At 60.5% G+C, this 17,694-nt stretch carries 13 protein-coding genes and 2 rRNA genes; 14 read left to right on the top strand and 1 reads right to left on the bottom strand.

Annotation, left to right across the window (positions count from 1 at the left end; all coding sequences use genetic code 11):
- Nucleotides 1–12: 12 nt before the first annotated feature.
- From ACYVL5_RS14455 to ACYVL5_RS14445, 3 genes are all read left to right on the top strand, one after another.
- Nucleotides 13–2,970, top strand: a 23S ribosomal RNA gene (locus tag ACYVL5_RS14455).
- Between the two features lie 169 nt (nucleotides 2,971–3,139).
- Nucleotides 3,140–3,256: ribosomal RNA gene (rrf, locus tag ACYVL5_RS14450) — 5S ribosomal RNA — on the top strand.
- Nucleotides 3,257–3,636: 380 nt separating this feature from the next.
- Entirely contained in the window at nucleotides 3,637–5,103 is a 1,467-nt protein-coding gene (locus ACYVL5_RS14445; RefSeq protein WP_460596281.1) for an aminoacyl-histidine dipeptidase, read from the top strand.
- A 419-nt stretch (nucleotides 5,104–5,522) separates the two neighbouring features.
- Here the strand turns inward: ACYVL5_RS14445 and ACYVL5_RS14440 are convergent, their stop codons facing one another.
- Entirely contained in the window at nucleotides 5,523–7,196 is a 1,674-nt protein-coding gene (locus tag ACYVL5_RS14440; protein ID WP_460596280.1) for a B12-binding domain-containing radical SAM protein, read from the bottom strand.
- A 206-nt stretch (nucleotides 7,197–7,402) separates the two neighbouring features.
- On the opposite strand from ACYVL5_RS14440, the gene ACYVL5_RS14435 reads away from it, so the two are divergent.
- From ACYVL5_RS14435 to ACYVL5_RS14385, 11 genes are all read left to right on the top strand, one after another.
- The gene (locus ACYVL5_RS14435; protein ID WP_460596279.1) at nucleotides 7,403–8,755 is read left to right on the top strand and encodes a radical SAM protein; all 1,353 of its coding nucleotides are present in this window, start codon (nucleotides 7,403–7,405) and stop codon (nucleotides 8,753–8,755) included.
- A gap of 199 nt (nucleotides 8,756–8,954) precedes the next feature.
- Nucleotides 8,955–9,821: a S66 peptidase family protein gene (locus ACYVL5_RS14430; RefSeq protein ID WP_460596278.1), complete on the top strand. Its 867-nt coding sequence runs from the start codon at nucleotides 8,955–8,957 to the stop codon at nucleotides 9,819–9,821.
- Nucleotides 9,818–10,393 carry a nucleoside recognition domain-containing protein gene (locus tag ACYVL5_RS14425; RefSeq protein WP_460596277.1) on the top strand — a complete coding sequence of 192 codons (576 nt, stop codon included), beginning with the start codon at nucleotides 9,818–9,820 and terminating at the stop codon, nucleotides 10,391–10,393. The genes ACYVL5_RS14430 and ACYVL5_RS14425 overlap by 4 nt, the downstream gene beginning before the upstream one ends.
- On the top strand, nucleotides 10,390–10,920 hold the full coding sequence (locus ACYVL5_RS14420) for a spore maturation protein (RefSeq protein ID WP_460596276.1): 531 nt from the start codon (nucleotides 10,390–10,392) through the stop codon (nucleotides 10,918–10,920). The genes ACYVL5_RS14425 and ACYVL5_RS14420 overlap by 4 nt, the downstream gene beginning before the upstream one ends.
- Entirely contained in the window at nucleotides 10,920–11,633 is a 714-nt protein-coding gene (locus ACYVL5_RS14415; RefSeq protein WP_460596275.1) for a class II glutamine amidotransferase, read from the top strand. Before ACYVL5_RS14420 ends, ACYVL5_RS14415 begins: the two co-directional genes overlap by 1 nt.
- Before the next feature lie 236 nt (nucleotides 11,634–11,869).
- Complete coding sequence (locus ACYVL5_RS14410) at nucleotides 11,870–12,226, top strand: Hpt domain-containing protein (RefSeq protein ID WP_460596274.1); 357 nt, start codon at nucleotides 11,870–11,872, stop codon at nucleotides 12,224–12,226.
- Between the two features lie 32 nt (nucleotides 12,227–12,258).
- Complete coding sequence (locus ACYVL5_RS14405) at nucleotides 12,259–12,759, top strand: chemotaxis protein CheX (protein ID WP_460596273.1); 501 nt, start codon at nucleotides 12,259–12,261, stop codon at nucleotides 12,757–12,759.
- Between the two features lie 420 nt (nucleotides 12,760–13,179).
- Nucleotides 13,180–14,277: a hydrogenase small subunit gene (locus ACYVL5_RS14400; RefSeq protein WP_460596272.1), complete on the top strand. Its 1,098-nt coding sequence runs from the start codon at nucleotides 13,180–13,182 to the stop codon at nucleotides 14,275–14,277.
- A complete protein-coding gene (locus ACYVL5_RS14395; RefSeq protein ID WP_460596271.1) occupies nucleotides 14,274–15,974 on the top strand; it encodes a nickel-dependent hydrogenase large subunit in 1,701 nt (566 codons plus the stop codon). Before ACYVL5_RS14400 ends, ACYVL5_RS14395 begins: the two co-directional genes overlap by 4 nt.
- A 10-nt stretch (nucleotides 15,975–15,984) precedes the next feature.
- Nucleotides 15,985–16,647 (top strand): Ni/Fe-hydrogenase, b-type cytochrome subunit, encoded by a 663-nt coding sequence (gene cybH, locus ACYVL5_RS14390; RefSeq protein ID WP_460596270.1) that lies wholly within the window; start codon nucleotides 15,985–15,987, stop codon nucleotides 16,645–16,647.
- A gap of 356 nt (nucleotides 16,648–17,003) precedes the next feature.
- Nucleotides 17,004–17,474: a HyaD/HybD family hydrogenase maturation endopeptidase gene (locus ACYVL5_RS14385; protein WP_460596269.1), complete on the top strand. Its 471-nt coding sequence runs from the start codon at nucleotides 17,004–17,006 to the stop codon at nucleotides 17,472–17,474.
- The last annotated feature ends 220 nt before the right edge of the window (nucleotides 17,475–17,694 follow it).

Raw genomic sequence — 17,694 nt, 5'->3', positions numbered from 1 at the left:
AGGTTTTTTTATGGTCAAGCTACTAAGGGCGTACGGTGGATGCCTAGGCAGAGAGAGGCGATGAAGGACGTGGTAAGCTGCGATAAGCTTCGGTGAGCCGCTAAACAGGCTTTGACCCGGAGATTTCCGAATGGGGAAACCCACTGGAGGTAATGCTCCAGTAACGCATGGTAAATACATAGCCATGCGTGGCGAACGGGGGGAACTGAAACATCTAAGTACCCCCAGGAAGAGAAAACAATAGTGATTCCGTCAGTAGCGGCGAGCGAACGCGGAACAGCCCAAACCAAATCTACTTCGGTGGATTTGGGGTTGTGGGGCCCCGACGTGGGATTGACAATGGGTAGGAAAACGGTCTGGAAAGTCCGGCCATAGTGGGTGATAGCCCCGTATCCGAAACCTTGAGTCACCCTAGGGTGTCCCCGAGTACCGCCAGGCACGTGAAACCTGGTGGGAATCCGGGAGGACCATCTCCCAAGGCTAAATACTACTCTCTGACCGATAGTGCACTAGTACCGTGAGGGAAAGGTGAAAAGTACTCCTATGAGGAGGGTGAAATAGAACCTGAAACCGTATGCCTACAAGCAGTGGGAGCACTATGGGGTAACCCAGTGTGACCGCGTGCCTTTTGCATAATGAGTCAGCGAGTTACCTTCAGCAGCGAGGTTAAGCTCATAGAGTGGAGCCGCAGCGAAAGCGAGTCTTAATAGGGCGACATAGTTGCTGGAGGTAGACCCGAAACCGGGTGATCTATCCATGTCCAGGGTGAAAGGAAGGTAACACTTCGTGGAGGCCCGAACCCACTGGCGTTGAAAAGCCAGGGGATGAGGTGTGGATAGGAGTGAAAGGCTAATCAAACTCGGAGATAGCTGGTTCTCCCCGAAATATATTTAGGTATAGCCTCGTGAAGTAAGTGATGGGGGTAGAGCACTGGATGGGCTAGGGGTCTTACCGGATTACCAAACCTAACCAAACTCCGAATACCATCAACTGTTATCACGGGAGTCAGACTGCGGGTGATAAGATCCGCGGTCAAAAGGGAAAGAGCCCAGACCGCCAGCTAAGGTCCCAAAATCTACGCTAAGTGGAAAACGATGTGGAAATGCCCAGACAACCAGGAGGTTGGCTTAGAAGCAGCCACCCTTTAAAGAAAGCGTAATAGCTCACTGGTCGAGTGGGTCTGCGCGGAAAATGTAACGGGGCTAAGCGTAGTACCGAAGCTGCGGATTCGATCCTTAAGGATCGAGTGGTAGGGGAGCATTGTGTAAGCCTGCGAAGGTCGACCGCGAGGACGGCTGGAGGTATCACAAGAGATTATGCTGACATGAGTAGCGAAAAACAAGGTGAGAAACCTTGTCACCGAAAACCCAAGGTTTCCTACGTAAAGGTAATCTGCGTAGGGTTAGTCGGTCCCTAAGGCGAGGCCGAAAGGCGTAGTTGATGGGAAACAGGTTAATATTCCTGTACCACCTGTTGTTGCGATGGGGGGACGGAGAAGGGTAGACGATCCAGGCGCTGGTTGTCCTGGTTTAAGGTCGTAGGCGGGAAGAGGAGGCAAATCCCTTCTTCCATTCAACGCTGAGAACTGATGACGAGGGGGTATCCCCGTAAAGTCGTCGATCCCATGCTTCCAAGAAAAGCCTCTAAGCTTCAGACAGCAGGTGACCGTACCGTAAACCGACTCAGGTGGGTGAGGATAAATGTCCTAAGGTGCTTGAGAGAACACTGGTTAAGGAACTCGGCAAAATGATACCGTAACTTCGGGAGAAGGTATGCCCCTCCAGGTGTAGCGATTCGCACGTGAAGCTAGGGGGGGTCGCAGAGAAATGGCGGTAGCGACTGTTTACTAAAAACATAGGACTCTGCAAAGTCGCAAGACGACGTATAGGGTCTGACGCCTGCCCGGTGCCGGAAGGTTAAGGGGATTTGTTAGCCGCAAGGTGAAGCTTTGAACCGAAGCCCCGGTAAACGGCGGCCGTAACTATAACGGTCCTAAGGTAGCGAAATTCCTTGTCGGGTAAGTTCCGACCTGCACGAATGGCGTAACGATTTCCGCGCTGTCTCAACCAGTGGCTCAGCGAAATTGAATTCTCGGTGAAGATGCCGAGTACCCGCGGTAAGACGGAAAGACCCCGTGCACCTTTACTACAGCTTGACAGTGACATTCGAATAAGCTTGTGTAGGATAGGTGGGAGGCTTTGAAGCTGGGACGCCAGTCTCGGTGGAGCCAACCTTGAAATACCACCCTGGTTTGTTTGGATGTCTAACCCAGGCCCGTCATCCGGGTCGGGGACACTGTCTGGTGGGTAGTTTGACTGGGGCGGTCGCCTCCCAAAGAGTAACGGAGGCGCGCGAAGGTTCCCTCAGGCTGATTGGAAACCAGCCGTAGAGTGTAAAGGCATAAGGGAGCTTGACTGCGAGACCAACAAGTCGAGCAGGTACGAAAGTAGGTCTTAGTGATCCGGCGGTTCTGTATGGAAGGGCCGTCGCTCAACGGATAAAAGGTACGCCGGGGATAACAGGCTGATCTCCCCCAAGAGTTCACATCGACGGGGAGGTTTGGCACCTCGATGTCGGCTCATCGCATCCTGGGGCTGAAGTAGGTCCCAAGGGTTTGGCTGTTCGCCAATTAAAGCGGTACGCGAGCTGGGTTTAAAACGTCGTGAGACAGTTTGGTCCCTATCTACCGTGGGCGCAGGATACTTGAGAAGAGTTGACCTTAGTACGAGAGGACCGGGTTGAACGTACCTCTGGTGTTCCAGTTGTTCCGCCAGGAGCAGTCGCTGGGTAGCTATGTACGGAAAGGATAACCGCTGAAAGCATCTAAGCGGGAAGCCTCCTTCAAGATTAGGTATCCCCGGGAGCAATCCCCTGAAGACCCGTTGTAGACCACAACGTTGATAGGCCGGGTGTGTAAGCGCAGCAATGCGTTCAGCTTACCGGTACTAATCGGTCGTGAGGCTTGACCATAAAAATTAACTGAAGGGGGGGCTGGGACCCAGCCCCCCCGATATAAACTGCCAGAGCTGCCGACAGATCAAGAGCATGCGATTGTTATAGGTCGTATAGGACGCATAGGTCCTATAGGACCCATAGAGACAAGGGGTCGGGCACCTTCGGAGCCAGCCCCCAAGAGTTTCTCTGTGGCGATGCCGAGAGGGCCACACCCGTTCCCATCCCGAACACGGAAGTTAAGCCTCTCAGGGCCGATGGTACTGCACTGGTAACGGTGTGGGAGAGTAGGTCGCCGCAGGGAATTTAATAGAAAGCCCCGCCTGGTTATCCAGCGCGGGGCTTTTCTTTTTCACTCTCCACAATTCCCAATCACATTATAACATTCTAATAATATCTCTCGTCCATTTCTTCTCACCATCATGTTAGCTACGGACTTCGGAGGGGGCGACATGAACAAAGTTTTTCGCATCGTCGTGGTGCTCATCGCTATCCTGTTCGGCCTCAATTCTCTCTATGGTTGTCATTGGTGGCAACCGCCAGCCCCTCCGGGCCTTCCCAAACCGCCTCCAGTTCCGGTTCCGTGATCATCCAGCCTCACGTTGTTTGTCTCCAATTGGCCTTCCCTTAAACGGAAAATCTGGTATCTTCTAGCTGATCCGATTTTACCCAGGGAGGTGCCCATTGGAATTCAACGTCTGCCCCGCTATCGGCGGGTTGAAACCCGAACGATTCTGGCGCTGCTTTGCTGAGCTGTCACGCATCCCGCGCCCGTCCGGGCATGAGGAGCGCGCTGCCCAGTTCGTGCTGGACCGTGCTCAATCGCTTGGCCTGGAAGCCCGCAAGGACGGTTTCGGTAACGTAGTCGTCAAAAAGCCTGCCTCCAAGCGGAGAGACGGTCTACCCTCCGTTTGTCTGCAGTCTCACCTGGACATGGTCTGTGAGAAGAACGCTACCAAGGCACACGACTTCATGTCGGATCCCATCGAGTTGCTGCGCGACGGTAACTTCGTCACTGCCGATGGTACTACCCTCGGCGCCGACAACGGTGTCGGCGTGGCGACCAGTCTTGCCATCATGGAGGATGCCGATCTCGAGCACGGTCCCCTCGAACTGCTCTTCACCGTCGAGGAGGAAACCGGGCTCACCGGTGTCTTAAACCTGACCGCAGACCTCGTTACAAGCCGCATTCTCCTTAACCTTGATTCCGAGGACGAGGGCGTCATCTTCATTGGTTGTGCCGGCGGTCGCGATACGGTTGGCAAGTGGACGCTCGCTAAAGAAAGACCGTCCACCGGTTTCACGCAGGTGCGCATCATGGTGCGTGGGCTGAAAGGCGGCCATTCCGGGATCGATATCGGGAGGGGGCTCGGCAACGCCATCAAGATTCTCAACCGAGCCATCATTCAGCTGGGGACTCTAGGATTGCGGCTCTCTTCTCTGGAGGGGGGCAACATGCGCAACGCCATCCCTCGTGAGTGCTCTGCGGTGGCGTTTCTTCCCAAGGAGCGACTCGATGATGCCAAGGCCTTGGTGAACTCGCTCAACTCCACCTATCGGGCTGAGTTTGCCTCGGTAGATCCCGACCTCGAACTCACTCTTGCGGAAGAGCTGGGGGGGAGCGGAGAGGTGATTACGGCCTCTCTCCAGGAGCGCCTTTGCCGCACGATCGCGGCGCTTCCGTCTGGCGTTCAGCACATGAGCGCGGACATGCCGGGCCTGGTCGAATCCTCCACCAATGTTTCCGTCATCAGGACTCACCAGGACACCATCGAATTGATCACCAGCCAAAGGAGCTCGGTGGCCTCCCGTCTGGCCGAGGTCGCCGAAACAGTGGAAGCGGCTCTTTGCTTGGGTGGGGCTGAAGTTACGGGGGGCTCAGGATATCCGGGGTGGAAACCGAACGTTAAATCGCCCATCCTTGCCGTGGCAAAAGAAAAATACCACGCCCTTTACGGTAAGGAACCCGAAGTCACCGCCGTCCACGCCGGGCTTGAGTGCGGAATCATCGGCGAGCGGATACCCGGGATCGACATGATCTCCTTCGGCCCCACGCTCCACGCGGTTCACTCTCCTGACGAAAGAATCGATATCGCTTCGGTCCCTAAGTTTTGGGACTTCCTTGTCGAGATCCTCAAAGCGGTGCGCTGATAGCTCATAGAATGCAGACGAAGCGTACCTGTACCGGTAAAATAGCATTGGTGCCGGCGATCATGACCCTCTGTGTCATGACCCGGCACCTTCCCCCCAACAAACACTCCAGTGTCACATCGTGCAATCCAGGGTCGCATTGAAACACGCGCAGGGTGTCTCCTCTCCGGTTTTCTCCCAAATCCAATCCGTCCAGGATAACCTTTCCTTTGCGCTGGCAGGATACGGTGAAGTATTCCATGCGGAACCTCACTTTATTTCAGTCTCAAACAGGCGATGTGAGTAAACCCATCCTCACCCTGACCCTCCCCTCGAAGGGGAGGGTCCGCTGGGGTGGCATCTCCATGGAGGCTATGTCGATTTGATTAATAGTAGCTAATTATATTGAGGCTGCTTGGGGAGGGGGCGAAAAGGGCGGGCTACAGGATCTGGACGGTCAGGCCTTCTCCGGGGGCGGAGCGGTAGACGAAGGTTACGGTGGCGGGGTGCTCATGCCACGGGGTGACTCGATAGTCACGGGCGAAGGTGCGACGGTAGTATCTCACTCGCTCGTCTTTGCGGACCACCGGGAGCGACGGCAGCGGCTCTCTTCCCGGTTTCTGGGGGGGGCCAAAGAAGGAGGGGAGGTTGCCTCCCGGATAGCCGGTCAGGCAGTAGTCGTAGGCGAGGGCATCGTGGAAGCGGGTGAGTTCCTCGCCGGCAAGCCGGGTGGCGGCGAAGCCGTTGAGGGTTTCGAAGAGGGGAGGGAGGGAGAGGTTCCAGGCCACCTCCTGGCTCTCGAAAAAAGATGCCGCGGCGACGAAGATTTCCGAGAGCGGCGCCCGCTCTGCCAGCACCGCCAACGAGGTGGCGAACCTGCCGCTGTTGTACAGCAGATCCAGCAGCCGGCTGATGTTTTCGATCGAGCAGATCTCCGCGTAGCTGAGCCATGGGGTCTGCAGTACCTTGTACGGTGCCGACTCCGAATACGCGTACTTTTCGCTCCGGGCGATGCCGCGCATCCGGGTCCCTTTCATTACCTTCAGCGGCTCGACCTGGATGTGATCTGGCGCCACCTTGAAGAGGCTTTCGAGGGAGGATAGAAAGCCGGAGAATGACTCCCCGGGAAGGCCGGCCACCAGGTCCAGGTGGACGGTGACCTTGGTCTCCTCTTTCAGCCGGCGCACGTTGGAGAAGAGTTTCTCCAGGCTCGATTTCCTCTCCACCTTGGCGAGCGTCTCTTCCCCTCCCGACTGCACCCCGATCTCGAAGCGGAAGAGATCGGCGGGTACCTGCGACAGTAACGAGATGTTCTCGCCGGTCAAAAGGTCGGCGGCGATCTCGAAATGGAACTTGCTCTCCCGGTTGTTCTCCAGGATGAACCGCCAGATCCTGTTAGCCCGCCCGGCGTCGTAGTTGAAGGTCCGGTCCACGAACTTGATGGTCCGCACCCCCGATTCCATCAGCAAACCAAGGTCGGCTTCGATCCGTTCATAGGAATAGGATCTCACTCCTTTTTCCAGAGAGGAGAGACAGAAGGCGCACGAGAAAGGGCAGCCGCGGGAGGTCTCGTAGTAAACGAGCGGCTTCGAGAGATCGGCCAATCCCGCCAGGAAAGGGGAGGGGAGGGTGTCGAGTTCCGCGACCACCTCGGCCTCCGGGTTGGCAACGGTCTCCTCGTCCTCGCGATAGCTCAGGCCGGCAATGCCGTCGAGCGGCTGGCGGTCCAGCAGGGCTTCCAGGAGCCTGCGGCAGGTGATCTCGCCCTCCCCGCGGACGATGCAGTCGATGGCCGGGTTATGCTGCATCAGCTCGAAGGAGCCGAAGGAGACTTCCGGGCCTCCCAGTACCACGAAGAGCTGGGGATCGAGCTTCTTGAGATCGGAGACGAGCTTGAGGGTAAGCTCGGTATTCCAGATGTAGCAGGAGAACATGGCCACGTCGGCCCTGGCGTCCACCAGGCGGGAGAGAAGCTGGTCCCGGTGCTCGTTCACCGTCAGCTCGAGGATCTCCAGCTCGACCCCCGGCAGGCCGGCGCAGGCGGCCGCCAGGGCGGGGAGGGCAAGGGAGGAGTGGACGTACTTGGCGTGCAGGGTGGCGAGAAGAATTTTCATGGCGGCGATTGTAGCGGAAAAGTCATTAAGGTGAAAGGTCAAAGGGATTCATTGGCGATGCGCCTTGCCGTAAGGGGCGATTTTTGTTAGTGTGCTGAGGTTGGGAATTCGTGGAGGGGCGGATGGTTTTCCTAGGTGGAGGCTCCCCCACCCCCGGCCCCCCTCCCTCCGGGGGAGGGGGAGATATATGGAAGGCGGTAAGTACTATGAAGGGTAGAAAACTTCCCAAGCTCCTGTATGCGGACAGCAAGGGGAATATCTTTGACCATCCCTACCTGAACATGGCGGGGATGAGCGCCGACGAGGCGGTGTTGCCGGAGAACGTGGAGCTGATCCCGCTGCCGGAAGACAGCCGGCTCTTTACGATCCCCAACACGCCCCCCATCGCGTGGGACGGCCGCGAGCGCCGCTTCGTCACGGTGTCGCGGGTGAACGAGGGGAGGCGGAGCATTCCGGTCCAGGCCGTCTCCGCCTTCATGGCCCCGGGGTACATGCGGACCCTGCTCCCCGCCTGCGACTATTCGAAGAAGAAGGTGCACCTCCCCCTTTGGTCCTACACGGCGGTCGGCTGGGACGAGGAGCGCGACTGCTTCGTGGTGGCGGCCACCCGGGTGGACGACAACGAGAACTGGCTTCCCCGCAACTACGATGACCGCCTGCTCGACCCGCTGGTCCGCAAGATGGTGGCCCAGTACTCGAAGAACCGCCTCGTCGAGCAGCTTTCCCGCTGCGCCGTGGACTACCACTGCTTCGCGGCCAAGAACCTCTTCTTCCGCCGCTGGGAGGCCCCCATCCCGACCTCCCCGGTCTGCAACTCGCGCTGCCTGGGGTGCATCAGCCTCCAGCCCTCCGATTGCTGCCCCTCCAACCACGAGCGCATCCCCTTCGTCCCCACGCCGGAGGAGATCGTGGAGCTGATGCTCCCCCACCTGAACGAGGCGCCGGAGCCGATCGTCTCCTATGGCCAGGGGTGCGAGGGTGATCCGATCATGCAGGCGGACACCATCGCGGAGGCGACCAGAAGGCTCAAAGCCGGCACCTCCCGCGGTACGGTCAACTTCAACTCCAACGGCTCCTTCCCCGACCGTGTCCGGATGCTCTGCGACGCCGGGATGGACTCCATGCGCTTCTCGATGAACTCGGTGCAGGAGGAGTTCTACAACCGCTACTACCGCCCCAAAGGGTACACCTTCGCGAGCGTCGTCGAGTCGGTGAAGGCGGCCAAGGAAAAGGGGCTCTTCACCATGATCAACTACCTCGTCTCTCCCGGGGTGACCGACAGCCCCCAGGAGGTCGAGGCGCTCCTCAAATTCATCGACCAGACCGGCGTGGACATGCTGCAGATGCGCAACCTTTCCATCGACCCCGCCTTCTACAACGAAAGGATGGGGGTCTCAAAGAAAGGGATTGGGATGTATCGGATGCTGGAGATCATCAAAAAAGAGTTCCCAAAGATCCAGTACGGCTACTTCAACCGGACCAAGGAGCGGTTTTACCCTGACGGTTATGAGACCGGGTGGCCGATCAAGGAAAAGAGCAGGAAAAAACAGCTGCAGTGAGCTGGGAGTGCAAAGTCCCCTAGTCAAAGGGGACTTTAGGGGGATTTGCCTTTGCTGCCGGTGAGGTAACTGCAAATCCCCCCTGTCCCCCATTTGACAAGGGGGGGACGTTGCGCCGGCGGCTTCCCTCGGATAAACATTTGAGGGCTTGCCGCAAATTTCGCCGGAGCGGACGGAACGATCAATTTTGGGAGGTCCAGTGAGCACCATCTCGATCATCACGCCGAGCTACCTCATCAAGAAGAGGAGCGACCACGCCAAGGGGATCAAGCAGCTTGCCACCCTCGGCTACCAGGTGCTCAATCCCGATTTTCCGGCCCGGCTTCCGTCCCCCGCCGAGAAGGCCCAGCAGATCCACGAAGCCTTCCGCGATCCAGGCACCGACATCATCCTCGCCCAGCGCGGCGGCTACAGCGCGATGAAATCGCTTCCCTTCCTCGACTTCGAGCTGATCAGGAACCACCCCAAGATCCTCGCCGGCTTCAGCGACCTCACCGCGCTCCTTAACCCGATCTACGAGCGGACGGGGATGGTCGCCCTGCACTCGCCGATGGTCATCAACCTCGACGCCCCCACCGCCTTCACGGTGAAATCCTTCCTGAACGCCCTCAACCGCTACCCGGAGAAGAACCTCCTCAAGGGGGCGCCGATCAAGGTCTACCGGCACGGCGTCGCGGAAGGGATCCTCAAGGGAGGGAACCTCATCACCCTCACCGCGCTCATCGCCACCAACTGGGAGGTGAACCTCGAGGGGGCCATCCTCTTCCTGGAGGACGTGGACGAGAAGCTCCACCAGGTCGACCGCTACCTGACCCAGTGGATCCTCACCGGCAAGCTCAAGGGGGTGAGGGCCATCATCCTGGGCGACTTCCGCGGGATCAGGAGCCCGCAGGTGTACCAGATCCTCTCCTCGCAGATGGAGCTGGACATCCCGGTCATCCACTGCCCGTTCATCGGCCACGTCCCCAACAAGATCACCCTCCCGGTCGGGGCAGAGGTCGAGCTGAACACCCACAAGAAGCAGCTCCTCATCCGGAACATGGCCTGGCCCGGAGGGGATGCATGAACGTCGTCTGGCTCGGGCTGATCACCGTCAGCGTCATCTTCGCCATCTTTACCGGCAACCTCGAGCCCTTCACCAAGGCGATCTTCGACGGCGCCAAGCAGGCGGTCGAGATTTCGCTCTTTCTCTTGGGGATCGTCTCGATCTGGATGGGGATCACCAGGATCCTCGAAGACTCCGGGCTCATCTACCGGATCGCCCATCTCTTCAAGCCGCTCATCTCCCGCCTCTTCCGCGGCATCCCCGACGACCATCCCGCGGTCTCGGCCATCACCCTGAACGTGCTCGCCAACGTCTTCGGCTTAGGCAACGCCGCCACTCCCCTGGGGATCAAGGCGATGCAGGAGCTCGACACCCTCAACGACGATAAGGGGACCATCACCTTCGAGATGATGATCTTCACGGTGATCAACACCGCCAGCGTCCAGCTCATCCCCTTCTCGCTGATCGGCATCCTGGCGAGCTTCCACGCCAAGAACCCGACCGCCATCGTGCTCCCGGTCATGATCGCCACCATCATCCACGCGAGCTCGGCGGTCGCCGTCCTGTTCGCCTTCAGGAGGGTGCTCAAGTGACCGAGTACGTCAACTACGTCTCCCTGCTCTTCATCCCGCTGTTCATCCTCTTCACCATCTGGTACGGGACCTTCAAGAAGATCAGGGTCTACGACTCCTTCATCGCGGGGGCCAAGGAAGGACCCAAGGTCATCCTCAACATCTTCCCCTACCTGGTGGGGATCTTCATCGCGATCAAAGGATTCCAGGCATCGGGCGCCTTCGATTATCTCAAGAACTGGTTCTACCAGATCTTCTCTTTCCTCGACATCCCGATCGAGGTGGTCTCCATGTCGCTCATCAAGCCGCTCTCCGGTTCGGCCGCCACCGCGCTTTTCACCGACATCGTCAAGACCACCGGACCCGAGTCGGTGGCCACCAAACTGACCGCGGTGATCGTGGGAAGCGCCGAGACGACCTTCTACGTGCTCGCCGTCTACCTGGGGGCGGTGAACATCAAAAAGAGCCGCTACCTGGTGCCGGTCTGCCTGATCGGCGACTTCATCGGCATCGTGGTGGCGGTAACCGTGGCGAGGTACTTCCTGTAATGTGCAGACTCCTGGGCATCACCAATTTCGACTATTCACTTCATGGCCGCCTGGTCGACAACTTCTGCGAGCTCGCCCGCTGCGGCGTGGTGATGGCGGAGGACCCTCCCGGGCACGAGGACGGGTGGGGGATGGCCTACTATGAGGACGGCAAACTCGTGGTGGACAAGAGCGGCGAGAGCCTTCTCAAGGAGAGGGAGCGGGTCGTGGAGCCGTTGAAGCGGCTCGGCCGGACGCCGGTGTTGATCCTGCATCTCAGGAAGTCGGCCTGGAAGGACAGTTCCTCCACCCGCCACGCCCACCCGTTCCACCACGACAACGTGGTCTTCGCCCACAACGGGACCGTGTACGAGTACCAGCCCCTGCTTCCCGAGATTACCCTCCCCGGGCTCGGCGACGACGCCCTCGATACCGAGGTCTTCTTCTACCACATCATGAGCTTTCGCGAGTCCGGCCTGGGACCCGCCTTCCTGCACAGCGTCGCCAGGATCAAAGAGGGGCTTCGCTATTCCGCCCTGAACTGCCTCTTCAGCGACGGCACTACCCTCTACGCCTACCGGGACTTCACCAAGGAGCCCGACTACTACTCGCTCTACAAAGCCTTCTCCCCGACCTCCTCCCTGGTCTGCTCCGAGCCGCTCGACGACCGTCACACGTGGCTGGCGATGGAAAAGGGGGAGTTTCTCGAACTCCCGGTGGCCACTACCCGCTGATTGACCCCGTCTGTCCCACCCACGCCCGCGCTGTCCCGCTACGGGACAGCCGGGTTTCCCTCCCTCCAGGCTAACCTCCTGAAATCACGCCTAATGCTCCGTTGGCATCCATCCTGAAAGGTATAAGGGCAGAAACGTTGCAGACCGCCCTATTTGTCCCATCGCGGGACATGGGGCTGCCGCCATCGAAAGCGCAGAGTCCAACGCAGCGCGCAGAGTACTTCAGGGGGTGCCAAATGAAATACAGAACGATTTCCGGTGACGGCGTAGAGGTTTTTTCGCGGGAAGAACTGGAGGACCGGCTGGGCGACGCGATCCCGGTCGACCAGATCGTGGAGGTATTCCTGGTGAGCGGTGCCAATCACCTGGCGAGCCTCAAGGAAGCGGTGGCGGAGGGGGACGTAGACAATTTTCTCGCCATCGCGCACACGCTGAAGGGGACCGCGGCTTCCCTGGCAGCCCACCGGATGGAGGCGGTCACCACGGCGATGGAGTCCATTGCCATCCTCGGGTCGCTCGCGGGAGCGCGGGAACTGGTGAGCCTTTTGGAGTTGGAATTCGAGGCGTTCAAGGAAGCGGTGGCTGCACGCTGAATCGGCACCTGCGCCGAAGGAGGGAGAGAAAGATGGCATTTTCCAGCGCTCTACTTAAACGGTTGCAGACCACCGAAACGACCATGGAGAGGTCGCTGATCAAGGACGTGAGGAAGGTGTTCGCCGAACTGCTCGGCATGGATCACCTGCTGCACCTGCCGATATCGGTGGATCCGGCCAGTAACTTCAGCGACTGCATAAGCGCGCTGGTAGGGCTCGCGGGGCACTACAACGGCCTGGTCAGCCTGCACGTTCCCATCGCGCTGGCCACCCGGCTCACTTCGCAGCTTTTGGACGTGGCCAACCCGAGTGAGGAGGACGTGGAGGACGCCCTGGGTGAGATGGCCAACATCCTGGCCGGGGCCTTCAAGCAGCACCTCTCCGCCAGCAGCCTCGATGTGAGGCTCTCGACCCCCTCGATAGTTTCCGGGAAACAGTACGTGATCCACGTGGCCAAGAAGCCCGAGGTGATGACGCTCCTCTTCGACTCCGAGGAGGAGTGGTTCATGGCGGCGTTGGCACTGGAGAACTAGCGGCTTTCACGGGCAACATCCCCAGCCCCCCTCTCCCAAGGGGGGCGATATGGTCCCCTCCTCCTTGCGTTTACTGCGTATTTCCTGTCCCTGCTCGTCTCCCTGGTGGATTCCCTTCTCGGCTCACTTTTCACGGCTCCTTTTACACCCTGGCGGGGTGGGGGCGGCCCGCGGACCGCTATCCGGGGGCGGAGCAATCAATCCTGTAGGTGATGGCGTTTTAGAATCGAATGCCTGCCCGAAGCCGCCGAGAGGGTCCGGCAGCGCAAGCCGATCGCCACCTGGCTGGATTTTCTGTTATTAGGCCTTGACAAAGAAAATATCGTCATATAGAACGATGTTATCTTTAAGGTGGTTAGGGGCTGCTCCCCGTGGCCCGATCGGTTCCTGGCGAAGGCAAAGCTGCGAAAGGAGGGCGTGATGGCGAAGGACCAGAGAGAGGAGTTCGATTTTCCCCGGCTCCTGAAGCAAAAGGGGGTCTCCCGCAGGGACTTCCTCAAGTTCTGCACCGGCGTGACCGCCGCCTTGGCACTGCCGGCCAGTTTCGTTCCCAAGGTCGCCGAGGCGCTGGAGGGGGCCAAGCGGCCGACCCTGGTCTGGATGGAATTCCAGGACTGCGCGGGCGACACCGAGGCCCTCCTGCGGGCGGCCAACCCGACGGTGGCCGAACTGATCCTCGACATCCTCTCGGTGGACTACCATGAGACGGTGATGGCCGCGGCCGGGTTCCAGGCCGAGGAGGCGCTCGCCAAGGTGGTCAGGGAGGAGAAAGGGAAGTACATCGCCATCGTGGAGGGATCGATCCCCCTGAAGGACAACGGCGTCTACTGCTGCGTGGCCGGCAAGAGCGCCCTCCAGAGCGCCCGCGAGGTCTGCGGCAACGCGCTCGCCACCATCGCGGTCGGCACCTGCGCAAGCTACGGCGGGCTCCCCGCCGCCAAGCCCAACCCGACCGGCGCGGTCGGTGTCAAAGAGGCCGTCCCCAGCGCCACCGTCATCAACCTCCCCGGCTGCCCCGTCAACGCCGACAACCTCACCGCCATCGTCGTCCACTACCTGGTCTTCAACAAACTCCCCGCCACCGACAACTACGGCCGCCCGATGTTCGCCTACGGGAAAAGGATCCACGACAACTGCGAGCGCCGCCCGCACTTCGACGCCGGCCAGTACGTGGAAAGGTGGGGGGACGAGGCCCACGTGCAGGGGCATTGCCTTTACAAGATGGGGTGCAAGGGGCCGGAGAGCTACCACAACTGCCCGACCCAGCGCTTCAACGAGAAGACCTCCTGGCCGGTCGGCTCCGGCCACGGCTGCGTCGGCTGTTCCCAGCCCCAGTTCTGGGACACCATGATGCCGATGTACAACCGGCTCCCGAAGGTCCCGGGCTTCGACATCGAGCATACCGCCAACACCATCGGCATCGGAGTGGCAGCGGGGACCGCGGCCGCCTTCGCCGCCCACGCGGTGGTTTCCTCGTTCCGCGGCAAAGACAAGGATAAGAAGGAGGATAGTCAATGACGAAGATCGTGGTCGACCCCATCACCAGGATCGAGGGGCACTTGAGGATCGAGGCCGAAGTCTCCGGCGGCAAGGTGACCGACGCCTGGTCAAGCTCCACCATGTTCCGCGGCATCGAGACCATCCTCAAGGGGCGCGACCCGCGCGAGGCGTGGTACTACACCCAGCGCTTCTGCGGCGTCTGCACCACGGTCCACTCGATCGCCTCCATCCGTGCGGTCGAGAACGCCCTGAAACTCAAGGTCCCCCCCAACGCGGAGCTGATCCGCAACATCATCATCGGCATCCAGAACGTGCAGGACCACGTGATCCACTTCTACCACCTGCACGCCCTCGACTGGGTGGACATCACCTCGGGGCTCAAGGCCGATCCGGTCAAGACCGCGGCGCTCGCCGCCTCGCTCTCCGACTGGCCCCTGAACTCCGCCACCTACTTCAAGGGTGTCCAGGACAAGATCAAGGCCTTCGTCGCCAAGGGGAGGCTCGGTCCCTTCGCCAACGCCTACTGGGGGCACCCCGCCTATCAGCTCCCCCCCGAGGCCAACCTGATGGCCACCGCCCACTACCTGGAGGCCCTCGAGTGGCAAAAGGACGTCATCAAGATCCACGCCATCCTGGGCTCCAAGAACCCGCACCCCCAGACCTTCCTGGTGGGGGGGATGTCGATCCCCATCGGCCCCGACTCCCAGAACGCCTTGAACGCCGACAAGCTGGAGACCATCAAGAGGCTTTTGGCCAAGGCGCAGGAGTTCGTGGAGAAGGTCTACATCCCGGACCTTCTGGCGGTCGCCTCCTTCTACAAGGACTGGGCCTCCATCGGGGGGGGCGTGGGGAACTTCCTCTCCTACGGCGAGTTCCCGGATCCCCTGAGCGGCAAGCAGTGGATCCCCCCCGGAGTCATCCTAAACAAGAACATCTCCAAGGTGCTCCCGGTCAGCCAGGAGAAAGTCACCGAGTACGTCGACCACTCCTGGTACGAGTATCCCGGGAAGCAGGGGAAGGGGCTCCACCCCTACGACGGGGAGACCGAGTTCCGCTACAACGGCCCCGAGCCCCCCTACAAGAACCTCGACGTGAACGGGAAGTACTCGTGGGTGAAGGCGCCGCGCTACGAGGACCAGCCGATGGAGGTGGGGCCCTTGGCCCGGGTGCTGATCGCCTATGCCTCCGGTGACAAGGGGACCCAGGAGACCGTGAACGCGGTACTTAAGAAGCTCGGCGTGGGGCCCGAGGCCCTCTTCTCGACGCTCGGGCGCACCGCCGCCCGCGGCATCGACTGCCTCCTCATCGCCCGCCAGACCCCGAAGTGGCTCGACCAGTTGATCGACAACATCGGCAAGGGGGACCTCCGGATCCACAACGGGGAGCGCTGGGATCCCTCCTCCTGGCCCGCCGAGGCCGCCGGCTACGGCTGGCACGAGGCGCCGCGCGGCTCGCTCGGCCACTGGGTGAAGATTAAGAACGGCGCCATCGAGAACTACCAGGCGGTGGTCCCCTCCACCTGGAACGCCTCACCCCGCGACGCCAAGGGGCTGCGCGGCCCCTACGAGGCGGCGCTGGTCGGGACCCCGCTGGCCGATCCGAGCAAGCCCTTGGAGATACTGAGGACCATCCACTCCTTCGATCCCTGCCTGGCCTGCGCGGTCCACGTGCTCGACCCCGGCGGCAACGAAATGGTGCGGGTAAAGGTGCTCTAGGAGGCGAGCCATGGTAGACAGGATTGCAAGGTACGTCTGGGAAGTGCCGGTCCGGGCGAGCCACTGGGTGAACGCGGTGGCCATCGTGCTCCTCTCGGTGACCGGCATCTACATCGGAAGCCCGAGGTCCCTCGGCCTGACCACCAGCGATTACGTGATGGGTTGGGTCCGCTTCGTCCATTTCGTGGCCGCCTACTGCTTCACGGTCAGCGTGGCCGCCCGCTTCTACTGGGCCTTCGTCGGCAACAAGTACGCCTCCTGGAGGGTCTTCTTCCCCCTCTACACCAAGGAGGGGCGCAAGGGGGTGATGGACACCTTCCGCTACTACACCTTCACCAAGCACAGCATCCCTCCCCTGGTGGGGCACAACCCGCTGGCCGGGAGCATGTACGGGCTGGTCTTCCTCCTGTACGTGATAATGATCCTGACCGGCTTCGCCCTCTACAGCGAGCACGCTCCCGGGGGGCTCTTGTACAAGCTGTTCGGCTGGGAGTTCTCCATCTTCCGCAACCAGCAGCTGCGGCTCGCCCATCACCTCATCATGTGGTTCTTCTGCGCCTTCTCGATCAACCACATCTACAGCGCCTGGCTGATGGACGCCAAGGAGCACGGCGGGGTGATCTCCTCCATCTTCAGCGGCTACCAGATCGGCCACAAGGAAGGGGAGAGCTAAGCCGGTATCAATCCCTCTCCCGGAAGGCGAGGGTGGCCTAAGGCCGGGTGAGGGTAGACCTCCCTCACCCCTGCCCCTCTCCCGGAGGGCGAGGGGATATGGCTTCCGCCCCTCTAATTGGAGAGGGGATATCGATTTCAGGAGTCATCTAGGTCGGGTCCGGAGACCGACCGGCCGGCAGCGCCGGCAGCTACTCCGGATTGTGTTGGATAGGAGGGAAAGGGGAGGGTGTCTTCGGATGCCCTCCCCACTTCGCCTGAAAGGGGAGCCGTGGGGTGGGCACGCCGTGCCCACGCGGGTCTGACCCCGAGACTGGTGGGCAGGGGGCTGCCCACCCTACTGTTTGGGGAGACGGCATGAGCGTACTGGTATTGGGAATCGGCAACCTGGTCATGGCCGACGACGGCGTGGGGGTGAGGGTGGTGCAGCTCCTCGCCGGGCGGCACCGCTTTCCGGAGTGGGTGACCGTCCTCGATGGCGGCACCCTCGGTCTCGATCTCCTCCCCCAACTCGAGGGGATCTCCAAGCTCCTGGTGGTGGACGCGGTGGAGTGCGACGGGGAGCCCGGGACCCTGGTGCGGCTGACCGGCGAGGACATCCCGCTCGCCCTGCAGACCAAGGTCTCTCCCCACCAGATGGGACTCAAGGACCTCCTGACCGTCGCCTCCCTCATGGGGCACACGGCCGACGAGATGGTGCTCCTGGGGGTGAAGCCCGGGAGCATCGAGATGTCGATGGAGCTCACCCCCGCCGTCCAGGCGCAGGTGGAGCCCTTGGTCGAGCTGGTCCTCCAGGAGCTCGATCGCTGGGGCGCCTCCCCCGGGTGAATCTTCCCGGCCCTTTCCCGCTTCCCCCGTCGTTTCCGCAACCTTTCTACCACCTTGCCATCCCCTCTGCCCTGGCTTTTCCGGCGACTCTTCTCACCCCCCTTGACCGTCTCGCGACTCCTGATTTTCAGGTAGGGAATTTCGACTATTTTGGGCGAGATTTTTTCCTGGAAAGGGTATTTTTTTCCTTTAATGTGTGGTATACACCATCCGTACTTAT

It is taken from the genome of Geomonas sp. Red276, assembly GCF_054784495.1.
This window is presented reverse-complemented; position numbering and strand designations above follow the sequence as displayed.